Here is a 14156-nt window from a genome sequence, read left to right as displayed (position 1 = left end):
TACATGGATGAGGAGCCGCCGTTCCGCTATCGGCCCGAGGCCGCCGCCGAGGTAAGTTCCATCCTCGAGCGCTTCGTCGCGACCCTGGTCGACTGGGCATGGAACAACGCTGAAGGGCGGCACCGCCCAGCGACCGCCTAGGCCGGTTGCCTAGATCGGTCGCCTAAATCGGTCCATGACCGACCGAGCGCAAGCAGCCCGTCACTTGACGGGGTCCCGGCCACTCTCCGTCAGTGGCCACAAGCCGGCCCGGTCGGCACGCGCATAAATCTCGTCGACCACCCACGCGAGCGCCGGATCCAGCGCACGCGGCAAATCGGTCCGCTGTCGCGTGCGCTCGCGAGCGATGCCGTTCTCGCGCCAGGCACGCCCTCCGGACAGGAAATTCTGTGCGAAACCCTGGAGCCTGTCGACCGCCTTGGCCAGGCGCGCCTCCGGTGTCGCTCCCTCCTCGAATTCGCGCCACCACTCGTGCAGCCGGTTCCCGAGATCGGAGGGCAGCGTGCCGAACAGACGCCGTGCCGCGATAAGCTCGCGCTCCTCCTGGCCGGCGCGCCCCGCATCATCGTAGGCATAGGTGTCGCCGGCATGGATCTCCACGAGATCGTGAACCAGCACGAGGCAGAGCGTGTGTCCGATGTCCGCCTCGAAGCCGAGCTCGCCGTGCAGCAGCAGGGCGAACATCGCCATGTGCCAGGTATGCTCCGCGTCGGTTTCGCGCCGCGCCCCGTCGGAACCGACATAGCCCCGGCGCTCGACCGTCTTGAATCGGTCGATCAGGAGCAGGAAATCGAGGATGCGCGTGAGCCGATCTCCATCGGCACTCGTTTCGATCTTCATGAGACCCGTGATACTCCCTTTCACCCGCACGGCGCCAGTGGCGAAGCGGCTGGGGCTACCCCGACGACGGGAGAGCGTCACCTCTGGTTCCCAAATACCAGGCAGCAGCCATTTCTCACCTGCCGGCGCTCAATCTCCTGGACTGGGCAAGTTTAGGGTAACACCCCTGGATCAAACCCAAGTGACATTGAAAGCCGCAAAATGGCAGCTACCTAGATTACAACGCCCATTCCGCAAGCGGGCGCCCAAAATGGCCCATAGCCCATTTATCCATTTAATTTAACTGTTGGAATGTTAAAAATGAACTGTGATCAGCAACGAGATCGCGGTCTGTGCAGGACAGTACTCCGTGATCCGTGGGCCATCACGTCGAATCGACAGCGACGGGACCCGACATGAGGATTTGCGTTCTGCTGCAGGACCTTTACGGCGGAGGAGCGGAGCGAGCGATGCTGCAGCTCGCCGCCGGTCTCGCTGAACGGCCGTGCGACGTCGACCTTCTGCTGGTCCGCCGCGAGGGAGCCTATCTCGACGCGATCTCCCCGAAGCTCCGCGTCAGCGAACTCGGAACCGGCCGCATGCTCAACAGCATCGCGGCTCTCGCCCGCTACCTGCGCCGCGAGCGGCCCGACGCGCTGATCAGCGCCCTGCCCCACGTCAATGTCGGCGCCCTCCTCGCGGCCACGCTCGCCCGCACCGCTACCCGCGTGATCGTCACCGAGCACAGCATGATCTCCCGCACGGCCGAGGTGGAGACTGCCAGGACGGTACGCCTCTCGCACCGCATGGTTCCCTGGCTGTACCCACGCGCCACCGGCATAGTGACGGTATCCGACGGGGTCGCGGACGACCTGGCCCGCTTCTGCGGCATCGCACGCAGCCGCATCGACGTCATCTACAACGGCATCATTACCGACGACCTCTACCGCCGGGCCGAGGAGCCGTGCCATCACCCCTGGCTGGCAGCCGGCCAACCGCCGGTCGTTCTCGCTGCCGGCCGGCTCGTCGCGGTAAAGAACTACTCGCTGCTCGTGCGCGCCTTCGCGCGCCTTCGCGCAGAACGTCCGGCGCGGCTGCTGATCCTCGGTGACGGCGACGAGCGGGATCAACTGCGCGCACTCGCCGACGACCTGGGAGTGGGAGCCGACGTCGGACTCGAAGGGTTCGTCGCCAATCCATTCCCGTTCATGAAGCGGGCCTCGGTCTTCGTGCAGTCCTCGCACTGGGAGGGGCTACCCACCGTCCTCATCGAAGCGTTGGCATGCGGCACTCGGGTGGTCGCGACCGATTGCCCCGGCGGAACGAGAGAGATCCTCGAGAACGGCGCGCTGGGCGACCTCGCGCCGGTCGATGATCCGGAAGCGCTGGCCGCCGGCATGCGACGGGCCATCGAGCGGGCAGGTCCGGCGGTGGAATTCACCAGCAAGGCCCGTCAATTCAGCCTCGAGCGCGCCGTCGATGCCTATCTGCGCCTCGCCTTTGGGCCACAGCCCCCCAAATCGGGCAAAGCACTCCAGGTGGAGACAGCAAACCGACATGAAGAAGCCGCTTCTCATCACCATTGACACCGAGGGGGACAACCTTTGGGCCAGGCCGCGGCGGATCACGAGCCACAATGCGGCCTTCCTTCCCCGGTTCCAGTCCCTGTGCGAGAGGTACGGCTACAAGCCTACCTATCTCGTCAACTATGAGATGGCCGTAAATGCGAGCTTCGTGGAGTTCGCTCGCGACTTGCTGCATCGCAACACCGCGGAAATCGGTCTTCATCTCCATGCCTGGCATTCGCCGCCCGACCACCGCCTGACGAGCGACGACTACGCCTGCTCGCCATATCTGATCGAGTTTCCCCGCGAGGTGATGGCGGCCAAGATCCGTTTCCTGACCGATCTGCTCGAAGAAACCTTCGAAACCGACATGGTCAGCCATCGGGCCGGGCGCTGGGCCATCAATTCCGATTATGCCCGCGAGCTCGTGGCCAACGGCTACATGGTGGACTGTTCGGTCACACCGCATGTGAGTTGGATCCATGCACGAGGCGCCACGCGCGGCGGCAGCGACTACAGGGATTTCCCGGCACTGCCCTATTTCGTGGACCTCGACGATATCGAGCGGCCGGGCAAGAGCCAGCTCCTCGAATTGCCGATGTCCATCCGTCCGCGCTGGACGTCCCTGGCCGTGGGCACGATGCGGCGCATCTACCGCACCCGCCTCGGGTACCATCTGCTGAAGCCGCTGGTCGGCCTGCAGTGGCTGCGCCCCAACGGGGACAACCGCGAGGAGATGATCGAGCTTGCCCACGACCTCTGGTACGGAAATACGCCTTACGCGCAATTCATGCTGCATTCATCCGAGCTGATGCCCGGTGGCAGCCCGAACTTCCCGACGGAAAAGTCGATCGACGCGCTCTACGACGATCTCGACGCATTGTTCGATGCCATGAAGGACCGGTACTGCGGAAGCACGCTCAAGGAGTTTCGCGCCAACTACAGCGATGTGCTCCGCGAGCCCTCGGTCGAGGTCAGAGAAGCGGGTTTCGTGCGAGCGTACCAACCGGCGGCCGCGACCGTCTCCCCCCGCGTATCGAGCGCTTGAACGGATGTCCAAGTGAAAAAGGCCTGGGGCCCGTTTCGGGCCCCAGGCCTTTTTCGTTATGTACGGCCGAAAAGATCAGGCCGGTTCGCTGGCCGGCGTCTGCGGGTGCCGACGCGGCCCCTGCGGCAGCCTCGCGCGGTCCGAAGCCGGCGCGCCGCTCTCCTGACGGACCGGCGTCAGATACAGCAGGCACACCATCAGGACGAGCCACAGGATGTCGGTTTGCTCGAGCAGGAACTTCTCCGTGATGCTGTAGACGAAGGAGAACAGGAAGAACATCACGTAGAAAAGCCCCACCGCATCCCGGGATGTCGTCAGCCGGACATAGGCCCGACGCCCGAGCGTCAGGAACATCACCAGGAATAGCCCAAACCCGACGAAACCAAGTTCGAGCCAGACGTCGAGATAGCCATTGTGCCCATTGCCGAGCTGCTCGTTCCAGGACAGGCGGGCATAGACGTATTCGGCGCCGATCGGGGACCAGAACGCGCGGTAGCCCGCCCCGAGGAACGGATGTTCCATGCCGGCCTCCAGCGCGAGGGGCCATATGGTCGTTCGGCCGCTGAAGGTAAGGTCGCGGCCCAGCATGTCGAGACCGACCACGAGGAAATGGGCCGTCAGCAGGAAGATGGCGCCGAAGCCGATGGCGAGCACGACGCCCAGCCTGACCCCGAGAGGGAACGGGGACGCCCGCAGGCGGTTGAGGAACACCATCGACAGCAATGCGCCGACCGTGACGGTCCAGGATGTGGCTGAGAACGACTGAGCCAGGAGCGATCCGCACAGTGCGATGCCGACCGCGGCGAACGGCCGACGTATCGGCCCGCCCGTCCGCCACAGCGTCACGCATACGAGAACCCCGAGCCCCATCACGGCCCCGAACGTGTTCTTGTGGTCGAACACTCCCCGCCAGGTCCCGTGATGCTGGTCGAAGCTGTGGATGGCATATACCGGAAACGCGAACACGAACACGTAGCTCATGACGGCGGCGATGACCATGGCGACGCCGAGCAGTTCCAGCAGTTCCAGCGACGAGTAGCGCAAGACCAGGTACAGGGCGAATCCGAGCGTAAGGACGAGAGCGATCCCACGCCTGAAAGTCGCGTCCGGGTAGTACGACCACGCCGCGGAGAGCACGGCCAGCCCGACGAGCGCCAACAGGCTCCAGTTGCGCGCGAGGAGGGTCGGCAGGCGGTGCCGTACCGCAAGCAGAACCAGCAGTGCGATCACGTACAAGGACAGCGACACGATCTGGAAGCGGATATTTCCCTGTTCGATCATCTCGTTCAGGTTGGGATCGCTTGTCCCCGTCCGCCAGGTCACGAGGAAGGGCTGCAACGCGCCCATGACAAGAAGCAGGGTGATGACGGCATAACCTCGCTCCACCATGCGCACGAGATAGTATTGCAGCGGCGTCATAAGGGCCTTCCTCCAGCCTCTTTCGTGAAGAACTCGCTCATCGACGGGCCTTCACGTCGGATAGGGTCGCCGAAGCGCTCCGCCGCAATGCCGTCAGCCGGCCGCGCAATGCGCCCAAGGCGGCATCCACGCGTCCCAGCATTCCGTCCGGTTCCACGGAGATCCAGTTCAGACGCTGTCGATCGTTCGACAGGTGCTGCTTGTGTCCCGACGATCCCGCCAGGAAGTCGTAATATGCCTCGCCGCGCGCGAGCGCGTCCTCGACCGCCAGCACATGGCTGAGCAGGCCGGGTTTGAGACGGTTGTCGGACTCGTAGGCAAACCCGCTCTGATAGTTCAGCACGCGGTTCCCCGAGACGAAATTGTAGAGGTAGCCGATCGGCCGGCCGCCGGCGGTGATCCGGCAGAGACGCACCTGCCCCGAGGACGTGGCGCGCTCGATCAGGCGCCGGTGGAACGGGCGGAAGACGGGGTTGTCGAAGGCCCCGTACTTGCCGCGTGCCTTCCACGCCGCCTGATGAAGCGCCTCCATGTCCTCGAAATAACCGAGCGCCTCGTCGGCGGTCGTTGCGATTTCAAAGGCGATGCCACCGCGCTCGTCATAGAGCCGCTCCGCGCGCCGGACGGCCGAGCGGGTATTCCGGCCAAGCCCGGCCCGGTATTCGCCCCCGTCGCGACGCACGCGGGCCAGATCGACCCCCTTGGCCGTCTCTGCCCGCCGGACATGGACGAGATGCCCCCCGGATACGGCCCGGCTCCGGACCGCGGTCTCGAAATCCGGCGATATGCCGCTCAGCACCATTTCGTCCCAATCCCCGACGTTGCGAGCCAGCCAGTCCAGGAAGACGGTCCATACGACTTCGCGGCAGCCTTCGTCCGCTAGAATCCCGTTGTATTCGACGGTGAGGCGGTCGAACACCCTATCCCCGGTCTCGTGCAGCAGCCAGCAGCGCTTGCGCAGTAGCCCGTATCGCCAAACGGTGGCGCGGCAGAGGATGGCGAGACCGACGACGCGTTCGCCGGACCGGGCCACCAGGACGAAAGGCCGGGACCCGCTGGGCAGATGTTCCAGCCAGCACGACACCCAAAGCCATGACAGGAAGAAAGACCCGTCGGCGCGGGCCTCCAGATCGGTCCACAACCGGTCCAGATGCGGCACCTCGGAAAGAGGCAGGAGATCCACGTCGATCACGGGCATCTCCCTCTCGACCGTGGCGCACACCATCGTATCCATGAAAAGCTCGCAGCTGCGGAACCACCGCCCCCAAACGACGGGAACACGCCCCGTGTTCCGGTGTTAGGCTTCAGGCTTAGGCCACAATCGACGCTGCCACGATTGCGAGCCCCGTCCGGGCACGGACCTCCAGATGCGCCTCAGCACCGACCGATAAGGCTCGGGTACCCTCGACAGCCGGGCCGCTAGGCCCGCCTTGCGCGTCTTGGACAGCGCCGGGCGCATGTCGTACACGACGCGCCGGATCGAGATCGTGGCGCGTTCGGTGTCCAGTACCATGTAGGTCGCCCGGTCATCGCCCGTCCGCGGCTGACCCACCGTGCCGGGGTTGACGAGATAATGGGCACCTTCGCGCATGATCACCTCGTCGCCGGCGTGGGTCAGCGTCGTTCCATGCCGATATTCGTGGATGCCTGGCCGGTGCGTGTGCCCGAAAGCGCAGATCCGGCTGCCGGACGGGTGCTCGACCAGGGCCTCGAAGCTCAAGCGACGGCGCTCGTCGCTGTCGAGGCGGACAAGTTCGCATCCGACGTCCGGATGCAGTGCACCGTGGACCGCGACGAGATCGCTGCCGAAGCTCGCCTTCAACGGAAGCCCGCGCAGGAAATCCATCGCCTCCGCGCCGAGTTGCCCGCGCGTCCAGGCGACCGCCCTGGCGGCCAGGGGATTGAAGCCGTCGGTCGTGATCTGTCCCGTCACGGCGCGATCGTGGTTTCCCGCCACGCAATGCGCCCCGGCCTCGCGGAGCAGGCTCACGCACGGACCCGGGTCGGCGTTGTACCCCACGATGTCGCCGAGGCACACGATGCGACCGGCGTCCTCGCCGGAAATGGCGTCGAGGACGGCCCGCAACGCTTCCAGGTTGGAATGTACGTCCGAAAGGATCGCATATCTCACCGGTGCCGGCCCCCTGGAAGAACGCGCCGCAGCAAGTTGCGCAGGAACGGCATCGGATCGTCGAGGGACAGCGCCTTCGCCTCGCACCGCAGGGCCCAGGCCGCCCAGCTCGTCAGGGATATTCCCTCCTCCTTCGCGGCAACCCGGTCCTTGCGAAGATTGCACCAGCAGGCGCCCGGCCGCGCGCGAGCCGTCGGCGGCCTGGGCAGGCCCATCAGATCCGCATGCACGAGCGCCGGCAGATTGACCCCCGCGACGGCTCCCAGATAATGCCAGAGGTTGAAACGGGGATTCACTTCGAGCAGGCGGAGCGTGCCGTCCGGAGCGCGCTTGAAGTCGAACTTGGCCACGCCCCGCAGGTTCAATCTGGCCGCCAGCTCACGGCCGAGCGCCGCCACGTCCGCTGCGGCGCCGTCGATGTCCGTGATGGTGAGGGCGGTGCTGTGACCGTAGGCTCGCGGGAAGGTCCGGATCTTCCTCCCGGTGAACTCCCCGGCGACGCGTCCCCGGGCATCGACGTAGACGTGATAGCTCTCGATCCGGGTCTCCCGCCCCGGTATCAACTCTTGGGCCAGCAGGTCCATGCCCGCTTCCGTCAGCCGGGGCCACAGCGTGCGCAACTCGTCCGGGCCGTCGACCCGCAGCGCCTTGCCCTCGCCGCCTAGCAGGTCCCACGACCGCAGCCGCGTCAGCGGCTTCAGGATCACCGGGTATCGTAGCCCCAGATCCGGGAACGGCGCTCCCGGCGCAGGGCGGATGCGCCTGGTCGCAGGAACCGGCAGGCCCAGACGCTCGGCAAGCTGCTGGAACCGCGCCTTGTCGACCAGGTCTTCCACCAGGTCGGCGTCCGGCAGCACGAACCGGAATACCTCCGACAGCACCCGGCGGTGCCGCGAGATCAGCAGGAGCTGCGTGTCCTGCTGGTAGTACAGCACCGGCCGGCCGCGCCGGGCGGCCCCGAACCCCATCAGCGCCTCCAGCAGCCCGGCCTGGTCGTTCTCGAAGTCGCTCCAATAGAAAGCCGGCCGGCTGAAGCGCGAGTCGAGGGTCGGATCGTCGGCACCGGTAACGACCGCGCAGGAGATGCCGGCCAGGCCGAGCGGGCGCACCATGTTGATGTCGCCCATGACGCATGCGTCGGCGCCGTCGCTGGAGGTACGGCCCATGACGGCCGACGGGCTGGCCGGAACCGGGGCTGCGATGTCTCTTGCGGACGGACTGTGCTGCATGGACGATCTCCGGATTCGGGTACGGATGGCCGTCTTCCTTCCTCAGGGTCGCACCGCCAACGCGGTTCCAGCCGACAGGGCCGCGTCGTGGCGCCGGACACGAAGGATGACGACGGCGATACAGGCCAGGCTCGAGATGATCCCGACGAAAGAATAGGCGGCGACTGCGGCCAGGGCATCCGCATGGGCCGCGGCCAGGAGCAGCACCGCCACGCGCGGCGGCAACGTGCCCAGCTCCAGCAGGAAGAAGGTCCGCTGGAGGCCCAGGAGCGGAACCAGCATATGGACCGGGACGGCGATGAACCGGAACGTCCACCAAAGGACGAGCCACTGCGCGAAGACACCCGCCTCGCGCCAGGCATGGCCGAAGACGATCGCGAATAGTTGCGGGCCGGCGAGAATGGTCACCGCCGCCGCCGGAAGGGCCAGCGCGGCCAGAAAGGCCATGGTGCGCAGCAAGGGGACGAAGAGCGCCCCGTCCTCCCGGAACCTGTCCGCGGCATCGGCATAGAAGACGCGGCGGACCGCGTTGCCGACCATGCTCATCGGCATTTCCAGCAGGCGGTCGGTGAACCAGTAGAGGCCGGCCACCGCCGGGCCGAACAGGGGTGCCAGCAGAAATACCGGGATGGTCACCGCGGTGGAGTTCAGCACCGAGGTCGGCGTGTTGTAGAGCGGGAAATCCCGATGCACGCGTGCGAGGCGTGCCATTTCCCGCCATTCGACCGTCAGCGCCATGGAGCGCCAGCGGCCCTTGAACTGGTGCAGCAGGACCAGTGCCGCCGACACCGATCCGAGCGCCATTCCGAGGATCAACCCGAACACGCCGAGCTGCAGGAGCCCGGCGCCGACCTGGACGACGACCGTCCCGAGCGACCGCCAGATCTGCGACAGCGAGATCAAGGCGAAGGTGCCCTCGCGCGTTCCCCAGAACGTCAGGACGTAGCTGGATATCCAGGTCGAAGCCGTCAGCGGCAGCAGCCAGAGATAGTCCATGATCGCTTCGGCATCGAGCAGCCGCAGGAGCTCGGGCCCCAGGAACGCTATGACCCCGCTTGCTCCCACGATCGCGGTCAGGAAGACGAGAAGCATCGCGAGCGCCAGAAGGTTGACGGCCTCCTCCTGCGTTCTTGCGAGCACGATGGCGTACTCGTAGCGCCAGCTCGCGACCCCCGCGAAAGTTATGCTGATGGCGCTGAACAAGGCGAAGAGCCCGAACTCCTCGGGATCGAACAGGCGGACCAGGATCGGATAAGCGGCTGCGGTCAGCAGTTGGGCCGCCGCCGTCCCGCCGGCCAGGACCAGCACGCCCCGGACGAATGGCTTGCGGCCGGCCGCCCGGACCAGACGGAGTGTACCGTTTGGCAACAATGGGCCGATGGATGACAACGGACGCAACGGGGCGGGCTCCGTGCTGAGTGCACCATCAGGCTAAACACGTGAATGCCGGATAGGCTCATCCGCTCCGCAATCTCCATCGGCAGTACCCGCCCGGCCGGTTGCCCGGGCCGGGGCGCCGCGGGCGGCGTTCCGGCTACCCGAACGGCCGGTCGGGATCGCGGCGGCCCCGCCTTACGGGTGATCCCGGGTGAGGCGGCGCGCCTAGACGACCCCGCCCTGGCGGCGGATCTCCTCCTGGACCTCGCCGACGGCGACGGAACGCGGTGCGCACCCGTCGCGCGCGGCAAGCGCGGCGCAGATCCCGGCAGCCTGCCCGGTCGCCATGGCGGTCGGCGTGACGCGGTAGCTTGAATGGGCCTCGTGCGTGCCGCTGATGCAGCGCCCGGCGACCAGCACGTTGTCGATCCCCTCGGGCAGCAGGCAGCGCAGGGGCACCTCGTACCAGCTACCGGGCGGCAGGCGGCGCAATACGGTTCCCTTGCCGGTCGGGTTGTGGATGTCGACGGGATAGCTGGCGCGCGCGATCGCATCGGGGAACCGGGCGGCTCCCAGCACGTCGTCCGCGGTCAGGACGTAGTCGCCGAGGATGCGGCGCGTCTCGCGCACTCCGATGGCGACCCCGCTCTGCGCGACGTAGGCGTTCTCGAAGCCGGGAACGTATTTGCGAAAGAAGTTCGCGATCTGGCGCATCTGCCGGCGGCTTTCGAACTCCGCCCGGCTGAGGTCGAACACGTCCGTGCCGAGCACCTCGGTGACCCGCGTGCAGTTGACCGACAGCTCGTCCCGGTGCGGCGTCGCGAAGAACAGGATGTCCTCGCGCGGGAGATCCAGGTCTCCGGCCTCGGTCGCCTGCGCGACGAGGTCCCAGAGCCCGTGCACTCCGCGCCACTGGGTCGGGTTCTCGCGGATGTAGGCGGCGAAACGGTCCCGGTCGAAGTTCACGATCCGGAACATCAGCGTCATCGGCTGAACGCGGCCATCCCCCTCGCGCCCGACGTCGAACCGCGCTCCCGCCGCCGCCGCCACGTCCCCATCGCCCGTGCAGTCGACCAGCATCCGGGCCCGTACCACCAGCGGCCCGGACTTGCTTTCGAGCACGATCCCGTGCGGCCGCCGGGCAGGGCCGGCGACCCCAGAGGCGAAGGCATGGAAAAGGAGCTTCACGCCGGCCTCGTCCATCAGCTCGAGCGCCACGCCCTTGTAGGTTTCGGGGTCGAAGGGAACCGTGAAGCCCGTCTCGAGCGTCGGGGCATCGGCTCCCCGGGCGGCGAGCAGGCGCTCCAGGAACACCCTCAGCACCCCCGCGACCACCGGATCCCCGGGGCCGTGGTCCTGCGGCAGCAGGCGGGTGAGGTCCTGGTTCCGCTGGTCGGCGGACTGGGTGTGCCACGACATCAGCGGATTGACGAGAGCCACCGTCGGGTTCCCGCCGAGGAAGCCGTATCGCTCGGCCAGCACGACGTCGGCTCCCGCCCAGGCGGCGCCGAGTGCCGCTCCCATGCCCGCCGGCCCGCCCCCGACCACGAGGACGTCGCAATGCGCGGCGACGAGGGCGGTGCGTCCGGGCAGGTCCTCGCGGACGGTTTCAATAGGCGATCGGAGTACCGGCAAGGTCTTCTCCCGTGCGGTCCTGTACGTCGTCGGTTCCCTGGCCCAGCCCGATGACGCCCGCCGCCAGAGGGACGGTGCGGCTGGCGAGGGCCCGGAGCCTGGGCAGGCGGTCGGCGACGGCTGCGAGCTGGGCGTCGCGGTTGTCCCACAAGCGGTCGAGGTCGGCGAGGAAGGCGCCGGCATGCGCCTCCTCGACGGCCGTCCGCTGCTCGACGTCCAGGCTGGTCAGGAAATCCATCACCTTGGGCGCATAGGGCAGCGCCATCATGGGAACGCCCGAGAGAGCGGCGAAGACCAGGAAATGCAGCCGCATGCCCACGGCCATCTCGAACCGGCCCATCAGGCCCAGGATCTGGCGAGGCCGGTATTCCGCCTTCAGGATGTGCGCGTGCTTCGGGTCGCCCATGCGCGAGAGGACGCGATGGATCTCGCGCAGGTCGGCGCGCTCCATCGGCACGAAGACCACGCGTGCGTCATAGCGCCGGACCATGTAGTCGGCGGTGGTGGCGATCAGGTCGTGGTAAGCGGCACCCTCGAGCCCGGGCGCGGCGGCACCCGCTTCGCGGACCGACATCCCGATCAGCCGCGCATCGTCCGGGATGCCTTCCCGGTTCAGCATGTCGTCGGTGAACGGTTCCGGGTCGAGCAGCAGCGCCGGGTCCGCGGTGACCTTCACGGGCATCGTGACGCCGATCTCCTCGCACAGACGCTTCGCCGTGATCTCCCTCACGGTGATGCCGGCCATGCGGTTCAGCCCGTCGCGAACGGCGTCGCGCTCCTCCTTGTCCTTCAGGGGGCCGATGCCGATCGCGAAGGCGAAGGTCGGCACGCCCAGTTCCTGGGCCATCACCACCTCGCGCAGATAGGTCTTGGCTTCGGTGTCGTACAGGATGCCGCCGCCGCCCAGCAGCAGGAGGTCGAGGCGCTTCACCTCGGGAAGGATCTGGTCGCGCAGGGCGGTCCGGGCATTGATCGCCCTGTCGACGTCGTGGTTGCGCCGGGTGTGTTCCGCGTTGCGCGAGAAGGCGATCACCTCGACGCCGGGTATCGCCATGCGCAGTTGCGCGGTCGCGGAGGCGAGGATGGCCTCGTCGCCGAGATTGAGGCCGCCATACGACCCCGAGATGCCGACCGTGGTCATGCGCCCGTTCCTCCCGCCTTCGCTCCCGGTTCGGCCCTCAACAACCGGTCCCCGCAGCCGTTCCTGGCGGAACGGCGGCAGCCGTCGTACGTTGCCTGCGGTGCGCATGCCATTTTGAGGGAATGATCCACCATGGGAATCCTTTGGACGTTGATCATCGGGCTGGTCGTGGGAGCGGTCGCCAAGCTGCTGATGCCCGGGCGCGACCCCGGCGGCATCATCATGACCCTGCTGCTCGGTATCGCCGGCGCCTTCGTAGGGACGTTCCTCGGCCAGGCGGTCGGCTGGTACGGCCCCAACGACGGAGCCGGCTTCATCGCTTCCGTGATCGGCGCGATGATCCTGCTGGCGATCTATCGGGCCGTCACCCGTAGACGGGCACGCTGACGCAGCCGAGGCGACCGGGCGAGGCGGCCGTTCAGTGCAGGACGGCCGGGGACGGTTCGGGCGGCCGCGGCGAGAAGACGGCATCCGCGACCGCCCGCTGCACGGTCTGCGCCGTGAAGGGCTTCGTGATGACGGGCCCCATATGCGTGATGCCGAGCCGATCTATCTCGCCCGGGCAACCGGTCACGAAGATGACCGGCAACCCGAACGCGTCGCGCAGCTTCTGCGCGACGACGATGCCGTTCTCGCCGCGCCCGAGGCGGACGTCCAGCATGGCCAGGGTGGGGTTCTCGGCGTTCACGAGCGCCAGTGCCTCCCGTTCGGTCGCCGCCGGCCCGCAGACCTCGTGGCCCATCCCGGTGATCGTTCTGGCGAGATCGAGCGCAGCGAACACGTTGTCCTCGACGACGAGGACACGTGCCGTCAGCGCGCTGCGAAGGACGTCGCGCGCACGCGCGAGGGCGAGGCAAGCGGCCTCGGCGTCGAGGCCGACGACCCGTGCCGCTTCGGTGAGCGGCAGGTCCTCCAGCGCGACCAGAAGGTAGAGCCGCCTTTCCCGCTCGACGAGCCGCGCGAGGGCACGTTCGATCGGGTGATCCGTCTGATGAGGACGTCCTTCGCCCCTGCGGTCGAACAGGAGGTTCAGCAGCGCATAGAGTGGTGCCCGCGATCCGTTGGGCACGCCAAAACGCTGCGGCGCCATCGACGCCGCCTCGATGCACCCCAGCACGAGGTCATCACCCTGCTCGGTGGCGCCGGTGAGCGCGCGGGCATATCGCCGAAGATAGGGCAGATGCTCGTAGAGCTGTCGTTGGTAGATGCGCATGGCCGCGTGGAACCGCTTCCGTCCAGAATCCAGTTTTAGCATGCCGGGACCCCATATCCAGGCCCGCTATGGGGGTACCCGTAAACCGGAGGAAGGCCACGCCGCCCTCCTTGGAACAAAGTGCCCAGGGAGCCGTTGACGCGGCGTACCCCATTCGGACGATCATCCACCCGATGCATAGAGCAGCCCGCATTCTCATCGCGGAGGACGAACCCATCGTCGCCCTCGATCTCGGCGAAACGGTCATCGCCCTCGGTCACGTGCTCGAAGGTTACGCGACGTCGGCGGCCGACGCGTTCAGCCAGGTCGAAGCGCGGCGCCCCGACCTCGTCCTGATGGATATCCGCCTCGGCCTCAGCGACGGCGTGGCGGCAGCCCGACGGATCCGCACGCGGTTCGGGCTGCCGGTCGTTTTCGTCAGTGCCTTCGCGACCGACCTGGACCGGCGCGGCCTGGCCGATCTGGGGCCCGTCGTGCCGAAGCCGTTCGTCCCCGAGACGCTCGAACGGGCGATCCGGCAGGCGCTCGACGACGGGGCGGCGGCCTGACCGGCGTCATCGTGGCCGGCGCTCGCGCAGC

Annotated in this window: 13 protein-coding genes; 4 read left to right on the top strand and 9 right to left on the bottom strand. The window is 67.2% G+C overall.

Going from position 1 to position 14156, the window contains the following annotated elements; translation table 11 throughout:
- Nucleotides 1-201: 201 nt before the first annotated feature.
- Nucleotides 202-840, bottom strand: coding sequence for an HD domain-containing protein (locus tag VGO20_RS03840; protein ID WP_327500969.1), 639 nt, complete (start codon nt 838-840; stop codon nt 202-204).
- A gap of 395 nt (nt 841-1235) precedes the next feature.
- Here VGO20_RS03840 and VGO20_RS03835 point away from each other — a divergent pair, with 395 nt between their 5' ends.
- Nucleotides 1236-2405, top strand: coding sequence for a glycosyltransferase (locus tag VGO20_RS03835; protein WP_327500968.1), 1170 nt, complete (start codon nt 1236-1238; stop codon nt 2403-2405).
- Nucleotides 2377-3432, top strand: coding sequence for a polysaccharide deacetylase family protein (locus VGO20_RS03830; RefSeq protein WP_327500967.1), 1056 nt, complete (start codon nt 2377-2379; stop codon nt 3430-3432). Before VGO20_RS03835 ends, VGO20_RS03830 begins: the two co-directional genes overlap by 29 nt.
- Before the next feature lie 75 nt (nt 3433-3507).
- Here VGO20_RS03830 and VGO20_RS03825 read toward each other — a convergent pair whose 3' ends face one another.
- The 7 genes from VGO20_RS03825 to VGO20_RS03795 form a co-directional block, all read right to left on the bottom strand.
- The gene (locus VGO20_RS03825) at nt 3508-4851 is read right to left on the bottom strand and encodes an O-antigen ligase family protein (RefSeq protein WP_327500966.1); all 1344 of its coding nucleotides are present in this window, start codon (nt 4849-4851) and stop codon (nt 3508-3510) included.
- A 37-nt stretch (nt 4852-4888) separates the two neighbouring features.
- Nucleotides 4889-6085, bottom strand: a complete 1197-nt coding sequence (locus VGO20_RS03820) for a GNAT family N-acetyltransferase (protein ID WP_327500965.1) — start codon at nt 6083-6085, stop codon at nt 4889-4891.
- Between the two features lie 63 nt (nt 6086-6148).
- Entirely contained in the window at nt 6149-6982 is an 834-nt protein-coding gene (locus VGO20_RS03815) for a metallophosphoesterase family protein (RefSeq protein WP_327500964.1), read from the bottom strand.
- Complete coding sequence (locus VGO20_RS03810) at nt 6979-8211, bottom strand: carboxylate--amine ligase (protein WP_327500963.1); 1233 nt, start codon at nt 8209-8211, stop codon at nt 6979-6981. Before VGO20_RS03810 ends, VGO20_RS03815 begins: the two co-directional genes overlap by 4 nt.
- A 42-nt stretch (nt 8212-8253) precedes the next feature.
- Nucleotides 8254-9519 (bottom strand): lipopolysaccharide biosynthesis protein, encoded by a 1266-nt coding sequence (locus tag VGO20_RS03805; RefSeq protein WP_327500962.1) that lies wholly within the window; start codon nt 9517-9519, stop codon nt 8254-8256.
- Between the two features lie 294 nt (nt 9520-9813).
- Nucleotides 9814-11223: an FAD-dependent oxidoreductase gene (locus VGO20_RS03800; RefSeq protein WP_327500961.1), complete on the bottom strand. Its 1410-nt coding sequence runs from the start codon at nt 11221-11223 to the stop codon at nt 9814-9816.
- Nucleotides 11198-12364 (bottom strand): polysaccharide pyruvyl transferase family protein, encoded by a 1167-nt coding sequence (locus VGO20_RS03795; protein ID WP_327500960.1) that lies wholly within the window; start codon nt 12362-12364, stop codon nt 11198-11200. The genes VGO20_RS03800 and VGO20_RS03795 overlap by 26 nt, the downstream gene beginning before the upstream one ends.
- A 132-nt stretch (nt 12365-12496) precedes the next feature.
- On the opposite strand from VGO20_RS03795, the gene VGO20_RS03790 reads away from it, so the two are divergent.
- Nucleotides 12497-12751, top strand: a complete 255-nt coding sequence (locus tag VGO20_RS03790; RefSeq protein ID WP_327500959.1) for a GlsB/YeaQ/YmgE family stress response membrane protein — start codon at nt 12497-12499, stop codon at nt 12749-12751.
- Nucleotides 12752-12782: 31 nt separating this feature from the next.
- Here VGO20_RS03790 and VGO20_RS03785 read toward each other — a convergent pair whose 3' ends face one another.
- Nucleotides 12783-13577: a response regulator gene (locus VGO20_RS03785; protein ID WP_327500958.1), complete on the bottom strand. Its 795-nt coding sequence runs from the start codon at nt 13575-13577 to the stop codon at nt 12783-12785.
- Between the two features lie 110 nt (nt 13578-13687).
- On the opposite strand from VGO20_RS03785, the gene VGO20_RS03780 reads away from it, so the two are divergent.
- On the top strand, nt 13688-14125 hold the full coding sequence (locus VGO20_RS03780; protein WP_327500957.1) for a response regulator: 438 nt from the start codon (nt 13688-13690) through the stop codon (nt 14123-14125).
- Nucleotides 14126-14156 lie beyond the last annotated feature (31 nt).

This window comes from Arenibaculum sp. (genome assembly GCF_035998295.1).
Lineage (GTDB): Bacteria > Pseudomonadota > Alphaproteobacteria > Azospirillales > Azospirillaceae > DASYHS01.
Note: the sequence above shows the minus strand (reverse complement) of the source record. Positions and strands in the feature narration are given on the sequence as shown.

What these genes read in the sequence shown, in the direction of transcription:
- VGO20_RS03795 (WP_327500960.1), bottom strand. Translation starts at nt 12,364, where the DNA reads ATGACCACGGTCGGCATCTCGGGGTCGTATGGCGGCCTCAATCTCGGC.
- VGO20_RS03810 (WP_327500963.1), bottom strand. Translation starts at nt 8,211, where the DNA reads ATGCAGCACAGTCCGTCCGCAAGAGACATCGCAGCCCCGGTTCCGGCC.
- VGO20_RS03790 (WP_327500959.1), top strand. Translation starts at nt 12,497, where the DNA reads ATGGGAATCCTTTGGACGTTGATCATCGGGCTGGTCGTGGGAGCGGTC.
- VGO20_RS03830 (WP_327500967.1), top strand. Translation starts at nt 2,377, where the DNA reads ATGAAGAAGCCGCTTCTCATCACCATTGACACCGAGGGGGACAACCTT.
- VGO20_RS03835 (WP_327500968.1), top strand. Translation starts at nt 1,236, where the DNA reads ATGAGGATTTGCGTTCTGCTGCAGGACCTTTACGGCGGAGGAGCGGAG.
- VGO20_RS03820 (WP_327500965.1), bottom strand. Translation starts at nt 6,085, where the DNA reads ATGGATACGATGGTGTGCGCCACGGTCGAGAGGGAGATGCCCGTGATC.
- VGO20_RS03785 (WP_327500958.1), bottom strand. Translation starts at nt 13,577, where the DNA reads ATGCGCATCTACCAACGACAGCTCTACGAGCATCTGCCCTATCTTCGG.
- VGO20_RS03840 (WP_327500969.1), bottom strand. Translation starts at nt 840, where the DNA reads ATGAAGATCGAAACGAGTGCCGATGGAGATCGGCTCACGCGCATCCTC.
- VGO20_RS03825 (WP_327500966.1), bottom strand. Translation starts at nt 4,851, where the DNA reads ATGACGCCGCTGCAATACTATCTCGTGCGCATGGTGGAGCGAGGTTAT.